The sequence below is a fragment of the Rhodopseudomonas sp. BR0C11 genome (assembly GCF_010820945.1).
GTDB lineage: Bacteria > Pseudomonadota > Alphaproteobacteria > Rhizobiales > Xanthobacteraceae > Rhodopseudomonas > Rhodopseudomonas palustris_H.
On sequence record NZ_QTKI01000097.1, the window covers coordinates 1 to 13560 of the forward strand.

Consider the following 13560-nt stretch of genomic DNA (forward strand, 5'->3'; position numbering starts at 1 on the left):
CGATGTGGTCGAGGATCATGAAGGTGCCGAGCGACCGGTGCTGCTCGTTCGGCTCGTAGAACGAATACACCATCGACAGCCCGTCGCCGAGCACGTCGGTCAGCGCCGCCGCGATCAGCTCGCCGCCGCGCCCGGTGACGCCGGTGTCGGGCGTCCGCTTGCGATACTCGATCATCCGGGTCTGGACGTGGCTGTCCTCGACCATCATCGCGTAGTCGAGCACCGTCATGTCGGCCATGCCGCCATGGCGATGGCGCTGGTCCAGATAGGCGCGGAACACCGAATACTGCTCGGAGGTCGGCACCGGATTGCGCTGCTCGCCGACGAGGTCGGCATTGCGGGCCAGCAGCTTGCGCTGGTTGCGCGACGGCTTGAATTCGTTGGCGATCACCCGCACCGAGACGCAGGCCCGGCACTGATCGCAGGCCGGGCGGTAGGCGATCGACTGGCTGCGCCGGAAGCCGCCATGGGTGAGGAGGTCGTTGAGCTCGCCGGCCTTGTTGCCGACGAGGTGGGTGAACACCTTGCGTTCGTGCCGGCCCGGCAGATACGGGCACGGCGAGGGGGCCGTCAGATAGAATTGCGGTGTGTCGCGCGAGTGCTGGGTCACGTCGGGTCGTCGGCCTCCAACGTGACCAGCATCGCCTTACGTCCGTCTCCGGTCAATCGCTTTCGCCCTTAGTAGGAGCGCGCCGGCTGGGAGGCGGGCACCGTGCTGTTGATAATCACAGTTCCGAGTACGATGTCGTGCAGCAGGCGGCGGCGGGCATTGAATAGCCCGACCAGCAGCACCAGCGGGGTCAGCATCGACAGCGACAGCCAGAACAGGAAGGCGTGCGCCGCGCCGAGCACGAAGTAGCCGGGCTCGCCAGTCCAGGTGGTGAGCTCGAGACCCATCGTGCGCATGCCGATCGTCGCCGAGTGCGGGCCGCCGAGCGAGGCGCCGTAGTACACCAGTGCCCAGATCACCGACAGCGGTGAGACCAGCCAGAACAGCGTCCAGCCGATGCCGAGCGTCACCAGGCCGAACATCGCGATGAAGACCGTGACCACCAGCACCGGGATGGTGAGCACGACGAGATCGATCAGGAAAGCGAAGACGCGCTTGGTCAGCACGCCTTGAAACAATTCCGGATTGAGCCAGGGATCAAACGCCGCCGGCCGCACCTCGCCGCCGCGCCAGCCACTCCCGCCATAGTCAGCCATCAGCCTGCTCCCCGTTGCACCGTTCCGACAGAACGGTGGTCGGGTTCGACATGGCGACGGCAGGCGCGCCTTGCAAGGCTGCCGCGACATTACAAACCCTCCATTGATCCGCCGCAGACCGGCGAATCGATGGAGGGTTGAAAGAGGTCAGGAGGGAGACTTAGCCCTGCTGGCGCAGCTTTTCGGCCGCCGCCGGCGCGAAGTAGGTCAGCACGCCGTTGGCGCCGGCGCGCTTGAAGGCGAGCAGGCTTTCCATCATCGCCCGATCGCCGTCGAGCCAGCCGTTGTTGGCGGCCGCCGCGATCATCGCGTACTCGCCCGACACCTGATAGGCGAAGGTCGGCACGCCGAAAGTTTCCTTCACGCGGCGGACGATGTCGAGATACGGCATGCCGGGCTTGACCATCACCATGTCGGCGCCTTCGGCGAGATCGAGCTCGACCTCGCGGATCGCCTCGTCGGTGTTGGCCGGGTCCATCTGGTAGGTGCGCTTGTCGCCGGTCAGCGCCTTGGCCGAACCGATCGCGTCGCGGAACGGGCCGTAGAAGGCCGACGCATACTTGGCCGCATAGGCCATGATCTGAACGTCGAGATAGCCGGCGGCATCGAGCGCTTCGCGGATCGCGCCGATCCGGCCATCCATCATGTCCGACGGCGCGATCACATCGCAGCCGGCCTGGGCCTGCACCAGCGACTGCTGCACCAGCACCGCGACGGTCTCGTCGTTGAGGATGCGACCATCCTCGATCAGGCCGTCGTGGCCGTGGCTTGTGTAGGGGTCGAGCGCCACGTCGCACAGCACGCCGATCTGCGGGAATTCCTTCTTGATCGCGCGGACCGTCTTGCAGATCAGGTTTTCCGGATTGGAGGCTTCGGTGCCGTGCTCGTCGCGCAGCGACGGCTCGGTGAACGGGAACAGCGCGATGCACGGGATATCGAGCTTGGCGGCGCGCTCGGCGTCGCGGACGATCTGGTCGACGCTGAGTCGCTCGACGCCCGGCATCGAGGCGACCTGAACCCGCTGGTTGGTGCCGTCGATCACGAACATCGGCCAGATCAGGTCGTCAGTGGTCAGGACGTTCTCACGCACCAAACGGCGAGCCCACTCGGTCTTGCGGTTGCGGCGCGGACGGATGGTGAGATCGAGCGGCGGAGCGGCGGGCCGGGTCGAGGGGTCACGAATCTCGATGGGACGGCCGAACTTGATCGCCATGGTGCCAACTCTCCCTGCAGGCTCTGCTGTGTTCATGGAAAGTAGCATTTTGGCACCCCCGCGTCACCGCACTGTTGATTTGGCGCAATCAGAATGTTCCGTGGCGATCACAGCCGATTGATTTTGCTGGCCCGGCGGGCCAAGACTCAGGTCAGACCGCACCGCACCACCACCGATCGGTAGCCGAGCCGCATGTCCGAACTTCCACCACGCGAACAACCGCCGAGAGACCAGGCGATTTCGGTCGCGGCGATCTCGCCGGAGCGGCCGGATAATCATGAGAACGACTGGACGCGGCGCCTGGTGCTGTTCCTGCGGGTGATGGCGGTGCTGTCGGTCGCCAAGGGCCTTTACCACTGGGCGCAGATCACCGGCTTCGTCGGCGGCGAAGACGATGCGTTCGAGGTCCAGACCATGGCCTGGCAGACTGCCACGATCTATTTCGCGGTGATCGAGCTGGTCGCCGCCGTCGGGCTGTGGCTCGCGACGCCGTGGGGCGCCGTGGTGTGGCTGACGACCGTGGTGTCGATGGCGGTCATCGAACTGATGTTCCCGACGATCTATGGCGGCAGCCTGCTGGTGGTGCTCGGCGAAGCGCTGCTGCTCGCCGCCTATCTGGCGCTTGCCTGGATGGCAGCGCGCGAACGGCCGCCATAGCGCGTGCGGCGAGCGCTGCCGCATCACGCAAGGCGGCGCCGTATCAACAATAACCACAACAAAGGGGGAAACCATGGACCAGCTTCATTCCGGCGGCACGGGCGGCAGCCTGATCATCAATGCGATTGCGCGCTACGGTGACCGTCCGGCGATCGCCGACGGCAGCATTCGCTGGAGCTATCGCGAACTCGGTAACGCGGTCGGCCGCTTCATCACGCTGTTTCGCGACTGCGGCCTCGCCAAGGGCAGCGCGCTGTCGATCCTGTCGTCGAACCGCGCCGAATCCTGGGCCGCGATCTGCGCCGCGACAGTGATGGGCATGCGCTACACGCCGCTGCATCCGATGGCAGCCGAAGACGACCATGCCTTCATCATCGAGGATGCCGAGATCGATGCGCTGATCGTCGAAGGTGGCAAGTTCGCGGCGCGCGGCGAGGCGATCCGCGCCCGCGTGCCGGGACTGAAGCATCTCTTGTCGTTCGGACCGGTGGACGGCGCGCGCGACCTGCTCGATGGCTTCGCAGCGGTTCAGCCGGCGCCGCTGGTCGACGACAGCGTGACCTCCGACATTGCGTGGCTGGCCTACACCGGCGGCACCACGGGCCGCTCCAAGGGCGTGATGATCCCGCATCGCGCGCTGACCACGATGGCGGTGATCCTGTATTCGGATTGGGACTGGCCCGCCGACATCCGCTATCTCGCCGCCACGCCGATCAGCCACGCCGCCGGCGTGACGGTCTATCCGGTGATGATGCGCGGCGGCTTCACGCGGCTGGTGCAAGGCTTCGAGGTCGAGTCGTATTGCCGCGTCATTGCCGAGGACAAGATCACCGCGGCGTTTCTGGTGCCGACGCTGATCTACGCGCTGATCGATGCGCCGCAGGTGAGGGCGCGTCACGACCTGTCGTCGCTCGACATGATCGTGTATGGCGCCGCGCCGATGTCGCCGGATCGCTTGCGCGAGGGCATCAAGATCTTCGGCAACGTATTCGTGCAGCTGTACGGCCAGACCGAGGCGCCGCAATGCATCACCACGATGCGCAAGGTCGACCACGACGACTCCAAGCCCGGGCGCCTTGGCAGTTGCGGACGGCCGAGCCCGCTGCTCGACGTCAAGCTGTTCGATTCCGAGATGCGTGAAGTCGGCACCGGCGAGCCCGGCGAAATCTGCGTGCGCGGCACGCTGGTGATGGACGGCTATTGGAAGCGGCCTGAAGCGACGGCGGAGGCGTTCCGCGGCGGCTGGCTGCACACCGGCGACGTCGCTGTGAAGGACGCCGACGGCTATCTCTATATCGTCGACCGCACCAAGGACATGATCATCTCCGGCGGCTTCAACATCTATCCGCGCGAAGTCGAGGATGCGTTGATGGCGCACCATGCGGTCGCATCCGCTGCTGTGATCGGCGTGCCCGACGACAAATGGGGCGAGGCCGTCAAAGCGTTCGTGGTGCTGAAGCCCGGCGCCAACAACGACGCCGCCGAACTGCAGGCGCACGTCAAAGAGAAGCGCGGCGCGCCGTGGTCGCCGAAGTCGATCGACTTTGTCGAAGCGATCCCGGTGACTGGTCTCGGCAAAATCGATCGCAAGGTGCTGCGTGCCCCATATTGGGAAGGCCGCAACCGCGGCGTCGCGTAAACAAGCTCGCGGCATTTTATCGAAACGCGGTCCGGATAGGGTTGTGAAGACCTTAACCGGATCGCGGACGCGGCGCCGGATCCGTTACGCAGATCTTTCAAATTCGAACGAAGCTGTCTTCAAATGCGACACGGGCGTCCGGAAAACCCTTGAATCGCCGTCGATCCGTGAATCAATCGTTGCAAAAAGCCCTTGATTTGCAAGCTTAATGCACGGTTCACTGTCTTAAATTCATGATCTCTTTATCGTCTTATTTAAGCTGATGTTCAAAGCGGCCCCTTAAGGTGGACCTATCAGACGAGACAGAAGTTTCGTCGAATAAGTCGATCAAAAAAGACGACAGGGGAAGTGTCATGATCAAAGCAGTCGCCACGGCGGCGGAAACCTCCGCACCCGCAGTAGCAGCCAACACGCCGGTCCAGCCGCTCTATCTCGAGGCGCTCACTCTCGTGGAGCGACTGCACCGCCGGTTGCTCGACGTCATCAAGGACGAGTTCGATCGTCGCGGTCGCGCTGATATCAACTCGGTGCAAGCGCTGCTGCTCTACAACATCGGCGACAAGGAGCTGACCGCCGGCGAACTGCGCACCCGCGGTTACTACCTCGGCTCCAACGTCTCCTACAATCTGAAGAAGCTGGTCGAACTCGGCTTCCTCGATCATCAGCGGTCGCGCGTCGATCGCCGCTCGGTGCGGATCCGTCTGACCCCGCAGGGCCAGGAAGTCCGCCACATCGTCGAGGCGCTGTATCAGAAGCACGTCAAGACGGTGGAGCAGGTCGGCGGCATCTCCAGCGAGGAGTTCGCCACCCTGAACAAGTCGCTGCACCGCCTCGAGCGGTTCTGGACCGACCAGATCCTGTATCGGCTGTAAGGCCGCCTAAGAGATACGCGCCAACGTCGGCCGGCCAACCGCCGAGCCGCTGCTCACAACGAAGCAGGCCCGCGCGCTGTCAGTCTCCAGACCTGTCGTCCTCGGCCTCCCGCAAGGGAGGCCGATTTGTTTTGCGCTGCCGAATTTTCGCAGGAACCTTCTGGAACCTTAGTTTGCCTCGATACTTATCCCTGCGCCAGCCGTTGGAGAGGACGATGCTGATCGAGCGAGGGCTTCGGGTGATGAACGTCGACACGATCGGAAAAGCCTATGATATCGCGGCGAACTATCTGCGTCGCACCGGCGCGATCCCCGACACCACGGCGACCCACGACGGCCTGCTCGAGTTGATCGTGCAGATGTTCCAGCGCGGCGAGACCCATCCGATTCGTCTCGCCAACAAGGCGATCTCCAACTTCGAGTCCGCGAAGATCGCGGCCTGACAACAAGGGGACGATATGCAACGCGCCATTGACCGCGTGATCCAGACCTATGGGCTGCTAACCAACCAGGAAGCGGCCGAGAATGCCAAAGCCAAAGTCGAAAGCTATATCCGCACGCTGGTCGAGGCGGGCGAGACCGACGACAACCGCCTGACGGTGTGCGGTTTGGTCTATTTACGCGAGCTTGACGGCAGCAATGATCCGGTGAAAGCTGGCTACACGGGGTTGTAGCAGGCGGTGCACGGATGATGATGCGGCTGATCGCGGGACTGGTTGCGATCCTGCCGGCCATCGTGATTTTCGTCGGCGTCATCGCCAGCGCGGAAACGCCCCGACAACATGCCCTGGTTGAAGCGCTCGGAATCAAGCAGGTGTTCGGCTGGCCGCCGAACGCCGCCGACGTGCTGCGCTATTTGCACCAGTTCAACATGTTTCAGACCCAGGCAGCGGGGCTGGCGGATTCGCGCGGCGACGATGCGCTGCGGCAGTTCGCGGCCGATCAGGCCCGGCAGGCCCGCGAGCGCGACCAGCAGGTGTTCCGGCTCAACACATTCACGCTGCTGTCGATCGATTTTCCCGACCATTCCAACGTGATCCTCAGCAACGAGCTGGCCGGCCTGCGCGGCGCCGTCGGCGAGCGGTTCATGGCCGATTTCCACGCCAAGCAGGTCAGGGAATTCCGCCGCATGATTGCGCTGATGCGGCGGTTTCTGCTGCATCCGGACAACGACCTGATCCGCCGCTTCGCCATCCAGCAATTGCCGCTGCTGGAACGTGATCTGGCGATCCTGGAAGGCCAGGCGACGAGTTGATCGCTTCTCGAAGGCTGGCCGGCTTGAGCAGCGCCGCCGGGTGGCCTACATCGTCGTCATGAGCCTTGCCCATTCGGACATTCTGACCGACGACCAGATCGCCGAGCTGGTGCGAACCTTCTATGGCCGCGCCCGGGAGGACGAGGTGATCGGGCCGATCTTCGACCGCGCGGTGCACGACTGGGATCACCACATCGCCCAGATCACCGATTTCTGGTCGTCGATGCTGCTGAAGACCGGGCGCTATGGCGGCCGGCCGATGCGGCCGCATCTGATGCTCAACCTCGCGCCGGAGCATTTCGACCGCTGGCTGAAGCTGTTCGAAGCGACCGCGACCGAGCTGTTCACCCCGGAGGTGGCGGCCGAATTCATCATCCGCGCCCGCCGCATCGCCGACAGCTTCGAGATGGGCATCGCCACGACCCAAGGCAAAGTCGCGACGCCCAGGCACAGCGTGTAGTTCGGCACAGCCGGCCGACCCGTTCTCCTCGTCATTCCGGGGCGCTCACGTCAGTGAGCGAACCCGGAATCCCGAGCTTGTGGAAACGCTCGCCCGACTAATCTCGAGATTCCGGGTTTGCGAACTGCGTTCGCGCCCCGGAATGGCGTGGGGGAGGAGAGGGCGTTGACGCGATTCCGTCTGAATTCTCCAGATTACTTGGCCTCGAGCTTATCCTGCGTCTTGGTCTCGAAGTCGCTGGCGTCGTGGCGTTCGTGGAGTTGGGTGGAGAGGTCGCCGCTGATGCGGTTGACCATGCGGCCGCGCTTCACCGCGGGGCGGGCACCGATCGCCTTGGTCCAGCGCTGCACGTTCTTGTAGCTCGCCACATCCAGGAAGGTGGCGCTGTCGCCATACAGCACGCCATTCGCGAGGCCGCCGTACCACGGCCACACCGCGATGTCGGCGATCGAATATTCGGCACCGGCCAGATACTCGGTCTCGGCAAGCCGGCGGTCGAGCACGTCCATCTGCCGCTTCACTTCCATGGCGAAGCGGTTGATCGGGTACTCCCACTTCTCCGGCGCATAGGCATAGAAATGGCCGAAGCCGCCGCCGAGATACGGCGCCGACCCCATCTGCCAGAACAGCCAGTTCAGGCATTCGGTGCGGCCGGCCGGATCCTTCGGAATGAATTCGCCGAACTTCTCGGCGAGGTACAGCAGGATCGAGCCGGATTCGAACACGCGCTGCGGCGGGTTCACCGAGCGGTCGAGCAGCGCCGGGATCTTCGAGTTCGGGTTGACCCCGACGAAGCCGGACGAGAACTGGTCGCCATCGCCGATCTTGATCAGCCAGGCGTCGTATTCTGCGCCGCTATGGCCGTGCGCCAGCAGCTCCTCGAGCAGGATCGTCACCTTTTGGCCGTTCGGGGTCGCCAGCGAATACAGCTGCAGCGGGTGCTTGCCGACCGGCAGCTCCTTGCCATGGGTGGGGCCGGCGATCGGACGGTTGATCGACGCGAATTTCCCGCCGTTCTCCTTGTCCCAGGTCCAGACTTTGGGCGGCGTGTAGGGGGCGTCGGTCATCAATGGGCTCCGGATTGAGGTTCGGATTGTGGTTGAGCGGGACAGCAGAGATTGGCGAGCCCCGCGCGCATTGCAAGGGGCATCGCGGCAGCTTGGTCATGCCCGGCAAGCGGCTGCGACGCCCGCAGGCAGCGCCGGACGAGCGGTGAGGCCAGGGCGAGGTTGCAGAGCCCCACTGTCAACCGATTTTCGCGGGGCACTGCGGATTTGATGCGGTCGCCGTCATCGCGCTGCGCTACAACGCGGGGCGACGACACAACGAACGATGGACGACATGGACAAGAAGGCGATGCGCGAAGAGGCCGAGCGGCTGATGCGCGAGGCGATGGCGACCCGCAACGTGACGGTGAAGCAGGGCGACACCATAATCATGGCCACATGCGGCAAATGCGGCGCCCCAAACAAGGTCAAGGCGCCGAAGGGCGTTACCCGCGTGGCCTACACCTGCAAGGAATGCGGGGCGAAGCAGGAGACGCTGTAGCCAGCGCGGTAGTCCGCTCAAGGCTGCGAAATCCGGGACGTGATCGGTGAACCAGATGCCGCCCGAAGGTTGTAAATTCACCTCGGCGCCGCGGCTCCAATCTGCTAACATAAGGCATGCCCCGAGCAACTACCGAGCTCCTAAGACCCTCCGAAGCCATTGCCGCGCATGGCGATCGACTGGCGATGATCCTCAGCGAGTTCGGGCTGACTAATCCACGCCTGTTCGGCTCGGTCGCGCGCGGTGAAGACACTCGGCGGAGCGATCTCGACATCCTTGTCGATGCCGCCCCAACCACTTCGCTTTACGACTTTGCCCGTGCTGAGCAGGCGCTCGAAGCTCTACTCGGTTGCCGAGTCGAAATCGTCACCGCCGGTCTGCTCGCTCCGGACGTCGCTGCCCGCATCCAGACTGATCTCGTGCCGTTGCCGTGAGCCGGCGCTCGGTCCTCGATTGGCTGAACGATATCATCGCCTGGGGGGAGCGGCTGGAAGGTCACTTGGCCGGCGTGAACTACGAGAGCTTCCTAAAAGATCTAAAGACCCAGGACGCCGCTGCAAAATGCGCCGAAGCGATCGGTGTCGCAGCCAACGAACTCGCAAAGCTCGACCCGACGCTGGAAGCGCGTTTTCCGGAGCTTCAGCTCGGCTTGGCCTACAGAGCTCGCAACAAGCTCAGTCATGGCTACTATATGGTGGAGCAGCAGATCGTTTGGACGACCGTGACGATATCGATCCCGCAGACGGTCGCGGCGGCGAGGAGGGCGAAGTCTCTTCTTTAGAACTGAGCGTTTGGGTGGGCGGTACCAGCACCGATACGAGCAAGCCCGCCTGAGCCGCTGTCCTCTTGCGTCGCCGATCCTCAATCAAAAATGGTTGTGTGCAACGAGCCGTGCTGGAACGCAAATGCAGCCTCTATATCGCTTTCGACAACGCGGCCGCGGGACAGCCTGGGTAAGCGATCCGCCGGGAAAAAGTCGACGTCGGTCGTTTCACCGCGGGCTGACGGGGCCGTCAGATCTGTTCTTTCGCAAATGAAGAATAGCTTGTAGAAATCGCGCGCGTCCGGCTGGTAGGGCTGCTTTGCCTTGTGGCGAACGCTATAGAGGCTCCGTGCCGATACGGCAATTCCGGCCTCTTCCCAAATCTCCTTCACGACGTTTTCTGACGCGGAGCGACCGACATCCGCAAAGCCTCCCGGAAGTGTCCAGCACCCGTCGCTCCTCTCGCGAACGAGAAGGATTTTGTCTTTCTCGATCACAGCCCCACGGACATCTACTTTGGGTGTGGCGTAGCCCTTAGCGAAGTCCGACACGAGGCCTTCGATGCGCTCGATCGGTACGGTCCCCAGCTGAGCTATCATGCTGTTGGCGATGTGAGCGATCTCGCGATAGCGCTCCTGATCAAACTCGTCTTTGCAGAAGGACTGGCCTGTCGAGGCAATTGCTTGAAGCTGTTTCGCCCATGCGAGCCATCGGTCTTCCATGGCAACCTCCGCGTCGTTCGGGCGGTGCACAGCCGTGGACCACTGGTCAGTTCAACAAAGGCTCCGCGCTCGCCCGATGGTGTATTCCGCGCCTCTGGCAGGAAATGGTCAACTGCCGCGCTCGAACGGTTCGCCGCGCCAGCCCTTCTGAGCAAGGCAATAGACGTCGGTTGACCAATTCGGGCTATCTGGCTCAGTGATGCGAACAGCGGTGTTATGGCCCCGTTGGTGGCTGGCTCCCCGCCGCCTCACTGCGGCGCTTCAGGCCGGCGAGGATGCGGCGGCGGATCAGGCCGCTGAACGGACGGACGGCGTACCAGTAGGGCAGCAGCTTCAAGCGCGCGTCGCGATCGGGGCAGAACGCGCGGGTCTCGGTCGTCAGGCGAATGCGGCCGTCGCCTTGCGGAGCAATCGCGAAGTTGAGTCCGAGCTTGACGAAGCCGCTGCGCTGAAATGCGACGAACGCTGCGCCATCCGCAATGCGGACGAGGCCGAAATCGGGTCGCCAGAATTGGCCCACCAATCCGAACACCACCTCCTGGTCGTCGTGTTCGAGCAGCGTGAAGTCGTCGATGCCGAACACTTTTGGTGTGGTCTGCCCGACGCTGCCGAATAGGCGCGCGGTACGCATAGGTAATTCGCGCAACGTGATCATCAGGCGGAAGAACGGATCATCTTCCGGCCGGAAGCGGAGAATTGCGTCGAGCACCTTGTCGCCCGGCGCGTCGACCTGGATGGCATGGCGCTCGTTGAAGGCGAACGCCGGAACGTATTTGTCGATCAGCGCCATTGAATGGCTCAGGGCTTTTTCGCGGTCAGTATGGGCGAGTGGGGGCGAGGACGACGAGGGGAGGCGTGGTCCCCTTGCGCGGCTAGCGAGGTCCCGTCAAACGCAAAATTCGGCGATCAGCTCCGCCGGAGTGACAGGCTTTTGACTCGTGCCCCGCCCCCTACGGCAAGGGGGAGTGGAATTGGACAGGACATGCCGGTTTGTTTGTCACTAGGCCGAGCTCAGCGATGCCACCATCAACTCTGCGTCATGCTAACGCCAACCGCTCATGTCCGTGCCTCGCGACCGTGCCACCCGCAGGACGAGAAGATCGCCGTTGTCGCCCAAAACGTAGCGCAGGACATAACAGGCCGATCCGAACGGAACGACAATTTGGCGAATACTGACGTCGTCGGTCTGACGACCGAGATTCGGAAAGTCTTCGAGGCGCTGAAGGGCAGCAAAGAGCGTGGCGATAGCGCGCTTGGCAGCGTCAGGGCTGTTCACATCGAGAAAGTCACGCACCCGCGCTAAATCGTCGACGGCTTCCGGTGCGAACCGGATCATCCCACCGGCCGCGCCGATGGCTGTGGCAACTCGCTATCGGTGCCCCAGCTTTCGACCCAGGCCTGGACTTTCGGCAATCGGCACCGCTTCGCCGGTTTCCCGAAACCGGTCGAGACGCCGACGATCTTCCGCAACATCCGGGATTTCGATCTCGCCCACTGAGTCGAGCAGCGCGAGTGCTTTAGCGAGCACCGCTGCTTCGTCCTGACCTCGCTCGGCCGCAAGCGCCTTCAGGCGCTCGTCGGTCGCCAAGTCGAGATCGAAGGTGCGGCGGATCAGGTTCATGTCGAAAAGCTAAGTCCGATGGGTGGCGCTGTCGAGGGCAGGGCGGGCCTAACCTGGCATAAGACGAGGCTCGTCGAAGGCCACGGCTCCCTCCGCAAAGGGAAAAGGAAGCTGGCAGAACCGCCGGTCGGCACAAAACCAGGAGTTTCCAGGCAGTTTGGCTGCCCCTTCTGCAACTCTGTCGCAGCCACCATATCTGGGCGGGGCTGAGGCCGGATGCCGCAATGCATGGTTCAGATCCTTGGCCGGCGGGGCCGGATGTGCTATGCGGCAGCCGCCGCTTCCGAACCGCTATCCCGTAACCGCTCGCACCCGATGAACCGGCTGCGACGGTGGAGACTTTTCCCATGAGCACAGCCAATCCCGCGTCCGCGCCCGACAGCTTCTTCTCCGCCTCGCTGGAGCAGGCCGATCCCGAGATCGCCGCTGCGATCCGCGGCGAACTCGGCCGCCAGCGCCACGAGGTCGAGCTGATCGCCTCCGAGAACATCGTCAGCCGCGCGGTGCTGGAAGCGCAGGGCTCGGTGATGACCAACAAGTACGCGGAAGGCTATCCGGGCAACCGCTATTACGGCGGCTGCGAATTCGTCGACATCGCCGAGAACCTCGCCATCGACCGCGCCAAGAAGCTGTTCGGCGCCAACTTCGCCAACGTCCAGCCGAACTCCGGCAGCCAGATGAACCAGGCGGTGTTCCTGGCGCTGCTGCAGCCCGGCGATACCTTCATGGGCCTCGATCTCGCCGCCGGCGGCCATCTCACTCACGGCGCCCCGGTCAACATGAGCGGCAAGTGGTTCAAGCCGGTGCACTACACGGTGCGCCGCGAAGACCAGATGATCGATATGGACGCGGTCGCCAAGCTCGCCGAAGAAGCCAAGCCGAAGCTGATCATCGCCGGCGGCTCGGCCTATCCGCGCGCCTGGGACTTCAAGCGCTTCCGCGAGATCGCCGACAGCGTCGGCGCGTATTTCATGGTCGACATGGCGCACTTCGCCGGCCTCGTCGCCGGCGGCGTCCATGCCTCGCCGGTGCCGCACGCCCATGTCGTCACCACCACCACCCACAAGTCGCTGCGCGGCCCGCGCGGTGGCCTCATCCTCACAAACGACGAGGCGCTGGCCAAGAAGTTCAACTCGGCGATTTTCCCCGGCCTGCAGGGCGGCCCGCTGATGCACGTGATCGCCGCCAAGGCGGTGGCGTTCAAGGAAGCGCTGCAGCCCGACTTCAAGGTCTACACGAAGAACGTCGTCGAAAACGCCAAGGCGCTTGCGGAAACGCTGCGCTCGGCCGGCTTCGATCTGGTTTCGGGCGGCACCGACAACCATCTCATGCTGGTGGACCTGCGGCCGAAGGGGCTGAAGGGCAACGTGTCGGAGAAGGCGCTAGTCCGCGCAGGCATCACCTGCAACAAGAACGGTATCCCGTTCGACCCGGAGAAGCCGTTCGTGACCTCGGGTCTGCGCCTCGGCACCCCGGCGGCGACGACTCGTGGATTCGGCGTCGCCGAGTTCCAGCAGGTTGGTCACTTGATCGCCGAAGTGCTGAACGCCATTGCACAATCGCCGGACGGCAGCGCGCCGCTGGTGGAAGCTTCGGTGAAGGAG

Annotated in this window: 19 protein-coding genes; 11 read left to right on the forward strand and 8 right to left on the reverse strand. The window is 63.7% G+C overall.

Going from position 1 to position 13560, the window contains the following annotated elements:
* From DYI24_RS10155 to hemB, 3 genes are all read right to left on the reverse strand, one after another.
* On the reverse strand, window positions 1-610 hold a 610-nt coding region (locus DYI24_RS10155; RefSeq protein WP_164572206.1), incomplete at its 3' end, for an arginyltransferase.
* 68 nt (window positions 611-678) lie between these two features.
* On the reverse strand, window positions 679-1206 hold the full coding sequence (locus tag DYI24_RS10160) for an RDD family protein (protein WP_107344640.1): 528 nt from the start codon (window positions 1204-1206) through the stop codon (window positions 679-681).
* A 160-nt stretch (window positions 1207-1366) separates the two neighbouring features.
* On the reverse strand, window positions 1367-2419 hold the full coding sequence (hemB, locus tag DYI24_RS10165) for a porphobilinogen synthase (protein WP_164572207.1): 1053 nt from the start codon (window positions 2417-2419) through the stop codon (window positions 1367-1369).
* 192 nt (window positions 2420-2611) lie between these two features.
* Between hemB and DYI24_RS10170 the strand changes: the two genes are divergently transcribed.
* From DYI24_RS10170 to DYI24_RS10200, 7 genes are all read left to right on the forward strand, one after another.
* Window positions 2612-3076 (forward strand): DUF6163 family protein, encoded by a 465-nt coding sequence (locus DYI24_RS10170; RefSeq protein WP_107344642.1) that lies wholly within the window; start codon window positions 2612-2614, stop codon window positions 3074-3076.
* 73 nt (window positions 3077-3149) lie between these two features.
* Complete coding sequence (locus tag DYI24_RS10175) at window positions 3150-4715, forward strand: AMP-binding protein (RefSeq protein WP_164572208.1); 1566 nt, start codon at window positions 3150-3152, stop codon at window positions 4713-4715.
* 353 nt (window positions 4716-5068) lie between these two features.
* A complete protein-coding gene (ldtR, locus tag DYI24_RS10180) occupies window positions 5069-5587 on the forward strand; it encodes a transcriptional regulator LdtR (RefSeq protein WP_013502490.1) in 519 nt (172 codons plus the stop codon).
* Window positions 5588-5802: 215 nt separating this feature from the next.
* Window positions 5803-6030, forward strand: a complete 228-nt coding sequence (locus tag DYI24_RS10185) for a hypothetical protein (protein ID WP_107344644.1) — start codon at window positions 5803-5805, stop codon at window positions 6028-6030.
* A gap of 15 nt (window positions 6031-6045) precedes the next feature.
* The gene (locus tag DYI24_RS10190; protein ID WP_107344645.1) at window positions 6046-6261 is read left to right on the forward strand and encodes a hypothetical protein; all 216 of its coding nucleotides are present in this window, start codon (window positions 6046-6048) and stop codon (window positions 6259-6261) included.
* A 20-nt stretch (window positions 6262-6281) separates the two neighbouring features.
* Window positions 6282-6842 (forward strand): DUF4142 domain-containing protein, encoded by a 561-nt coding sequence (locus DYI24_RS10195; RefSeq protein WP_246701216.1) that lies wholly within the window; start codon window positions 6282-6284, stop codon window positions 6840-6842.
* 58 nt (window positions 6843-6900) lie between these two features.
* Complete coding sequence (locus tag DYI24_RS10200) at window positions 6901-7302, forward strand: group III truncated hemoglobin (protein ID WP_164572216.1); 402 nt, start codon at window positions 6901-6903, stop codon at window positions 7300-7302.
* Window positions 7303-7496: 194 nt separating this feature from the next.
* Here DYI24_RS10200 and yghU read toward each other — a convergent pair whose 3' ends face one another.
* Window positions 7497-8369 carry a glutathione-dependent disulfide-bond oxidoreductase gene (gene yghU / locus DYI24_RS10205; protein ID WP_164572210.1) on the reverse strand — a complete coding sequence of 291 codons (873 nt, stop codon included), beginning with the start codon at window positions 8367-8369 and terminating at the stop codon, window positions 7497-7499.
* A 274-nt stretch (window positions 8370-8643) separates the two neighbouring features.
* Here yghU and DYI24_RS10210 point away from each other — a divergent pair, with 274 nt between their 5' ends.
* The 3 genes from DYI24_RS10210 to DYI24_RS10220 all read left to right on the forward strand — a co-directional run bounded on the left by DYI24_RS10210 (window position 8644) and on the right by DYI24_RS10220 (window position 9631).
* Window positions 8644-8850: a hypothetical protein gene (locus tag DYI24_RS10210; RefSeq protein ID WP_164572217.1), complete on the forward strand. Its 207-nt coding sequence runs from the start codon at window positions 8644-8646 to the stop codon at window positions 8848-8850.
* Window positions 8851-9035: 185 nt separating this feature from the next.
* A complete protein-coding gene (locus DYI24_RS10215) occupies window positions 9036-9284 on the forward strand; it encodes a nucleotidyltransferase family protein (RefSeq protein WP_205523462.1) in 249 nt (82 codons plus the stop codon).
* Entirely contained in the window at window positions 9281-9631 is a 351-nt protein-coding gene (locus tag DYI24_RS10220; protein ID WP_164572212.1) for a HepT-like ribonuclease domain-containing protein, read from the forward strand. Before DYI24_RS10215 ends, DYI24_RS10220 begins: the two co-directional genes overlap by 4 nt.
* A gap of 80 nt (window positions 9632-9711) precedes the next feature.
* On the opposite strand, the gene DYI24_RS10225 is transcribed toward DYI24_RS10220, so the two are convergent.
* From DYI24_RS10225 to DYI24_RS28750, 4 genes are all read right to left on the reverse strand, one after another.
* Window positions 9712-10335 carry an NUDIX hydrolase gene (locus DYI24_RS10225; RefSeq protein WP_164572213.1) on the reverse strand — a complete coding sequence of 208 codons (624 nt, stop codon included), beginning with the start codon at window positions 10333-10335 and terminating at the stop codon, window positions 9712-9714.
* A 214-nt stretch (window positions 10336-10549) separates the two neighbouring features.
* The gene (locus DYI24_RS10230) at window positions 10550-11125 is read right to left on the reverse strand and encodes a hypothetical protein (protein WP_164572214.1); all 576 of its coding nucleotides are present in this window, start codon (window positions 11123-11125) and stop codon (window positions 10550-10552) included.
* 252 nt (window positions 11126-11377) lie between these two features.
* Window positions 11378-11671, reverse strand: coding sequence for a type II toxin-antitoxin system RelE/ParE family toxin (locus DYI24_RS10235; RefSeq protein WP_246701217.1), 294 nt, complete (start codon window positions 11669-11671; stop codon window positions 11378-11380).
* The gene (locus DYI24_RS28750; RefSeq protein ID WP_502706334.1) at window positions 11668-11808 is read right to left on the reverse strand and encodes a hypothetical protein; all 141 of its coding nucleotides are present in this window, start codon (window positions 11806-11808) and stop codon (window positions 11668-11670) included. The genes DYI24_RS10235 and DYI24_RS28750 overlap by 4 nt, the downstream gene beginning before the upstream one ends.
* A 495-nt stretch (window positions 11809-12303) precedes the next feature.
* Between DYI24_RS28750 and glyA the strand changes: the two genes are divergently transcribed.
* A partial coding sequence (gene glyA, locus DYI24_RS10245; RefSeq protein ID WP_164572215.1) for a serine hydroxymethyltransferase occupies window positions 12304-13560 on the forward strand: 1257 nt, incomplete at its 3' end.